Raw genomic sequence first — 1,514 nt, forward strand, 5'->3', positions numbered from 1 at the left:
CACTTTGGCACGCCACAGCATGTGAAACACTCAGCGCCGCTGAGGCCTTTTGAAGACAACACACCATGACAACAGCCACCACACCCATGATCAAATTTGAACCCGAATCGATTTTGGCGTCCGACGGACTTCGCTACAAGTTCAAGGGAGGCGGTTCTCCATTTCAGGATTCGGCGAACATGTCCACCTTGAGTTGCTATCGTTGCGGTCTTCACAAAGCGCGGTCCATGGGGACCTTCACCCGGCTGCTCAATCAACGCATGTTTGTCTGCCAGGACTGCACACTGAAAGCGCAAAAATCAAATCGTTGAGAGCAAGGCTTGCAGCAGCGCTCTTCCAGCCAGCGCCAAGTCGCCGTTGTTTTCAATTTGGATCGCCCCCGCAGGGACCGCAAAGGCACTGGCCCTTTCGATGCGCTGCTGGATTTGCAAAGGGGTTTCGCGTTGACGGGCTGTCAGGCGTTGCCGCAAAATTTCGGGTTCTGCGGTGATGTGGACCACTTGCATGCCCGGATGACTTTGCAAGGCTTGGCGCAGATGCCCCCTTGAGCCATTCACCAACACCCAACAGCCTTGCTGGCGTGGCAACAACTGCGCGTGCCGCGAACCGTAATACAAACCATTGGCCTGCCACGACATGGCGAACGCACCCTCTTCTTGCAATTGCAAAAATTCAGCGGTATCGACCGCTTCGTGATCTTCTCCGCCTGCCTTCGCCACACGCGTGATCGTGCGCTGTGCCCAGTGAACAGGGACATGGCTGGGCCAGTGTTCACGCATCCAACCGAGCACACTGTCCTTGCCCGCGCCCGACGGACCCATCACGTAAATCAGTGTGGGGTTCATGCCTGCAACGCCATGTGCTCCAACAGCTTGAAATCGCTGCCGGGAAGGGACTCGGTGAAAAGGGCCAAGTGAGAAAACCGGCAAACAGGCAAGCTCTCAAAATGCACTTGGGCCGCTTGCATCAATGCCGCTCTTTCTGCAGGGCGTAAAGCATTCAGCCGCCCGGTCAATGACATATGAAATTGAAAATGCGACAGCACCCAGGGATAGCCCCACTCCAGAAGCAAGCGGTCTTGCTCAGGGGTCAACGGGGCCAAACGACGGCGGCTCAATTCGGCCGCACTCAGAGGGGCCGACAGGGCTTGCAAGCGGGTCACACAAGCGGCAGCAACCGCATGGATTCGCGTGACATCGCCCACGGGTCGCAGAGCCAGAAAATCGCCTTGTGCGCTCACCCGCAACGCAGGCAAGTCAAAGGCCTGAAAGCTGGCGGCCACTTCACGCACGCGTGCACACAAAGTGTCCATTGTCTGATCAGCGGCGAGGATGAAAGGTGCTTTGAGCGTGGCGTGCCAGCCATAACGCCGAGGCTCGGCCGTGCAGGCCTCCAACACCAGGGAATCCACCCCGTCGATGTCCAATGCAGGCGTTCTGTCGCCACTGGCGGCACAACGGCCCAGCCATGTGCTGCCCGCATGCCACCAGAGACTTTCTGGGGCTGGTACAAAA

General features: G+C 58.0%; 3 protein-coding genes. 1 reads left to right on the top strand and 2 read right to left on the bottom strand.

What is annotated here, in order from left to right; genetic code table 11:
• Positions 1-65: 65 nt before the first annotated feature.
• Positions 66-311, top strand: a complete 246-nt coding sequence (locus tag Q0341_RS09965) for a hypothetical protein (protein ID WP_299512722.1) — start codon at positions 66-68, stop codon at positions 309-311.
• Here Q0341_RS09965 and phnN read toward each other — a convergent pair.
• A complete protein-coding gene (phnN, locus tag Q0341_RS09970; protein ID WP_299512725.1) occupies positions 300-845 on the bottom strand; it encodes a phosphonate metabolism protein/1,5-bisphosphokinase (PRPP-forming) PhnN in 546 nt (181 codons plus the stop codon). The genes Q0341_RS09965 and phnN overlap by 12 nt on opposite strands.
• On the bottom strand, positions 842-1,514 hold a 673-nt coding region (locus Q0341_RS09975), incomplete at its 5' end, for a DUF1045 domain-containing protein (RefSeq protein ID WP_299512728.1). The genes Q0341_RS09975 and phnN, both read right to left, overlap by 4 nt.

Source organism: uncultured Limnohabitans sp., assembly GCF_937889215.1.
In the GTDB taxonomy this organism is placed as follows: Bacteria; Pseudomonadota; Gammaproteobacteria; order Burkholderiales; family Burkholderiaceae_C; genus Limnohabitans_A.

Bases quoted from the DNA above. Each gene is read 5' to 3' on its own strand.
- Q0341_RS09965 (WP_299512722.1), top strand. From the start codon at position 66: ATGACAACAGCCACCACACCCATGATCAAATTTGAACCCGAATCGATT.
- phnN (WP_299512725.1), bottom strand. From the start codon at position 845: ATGAACCCCACACTGATTTACGTGATGGGTCCGTCGGGCGCGGGCAAG.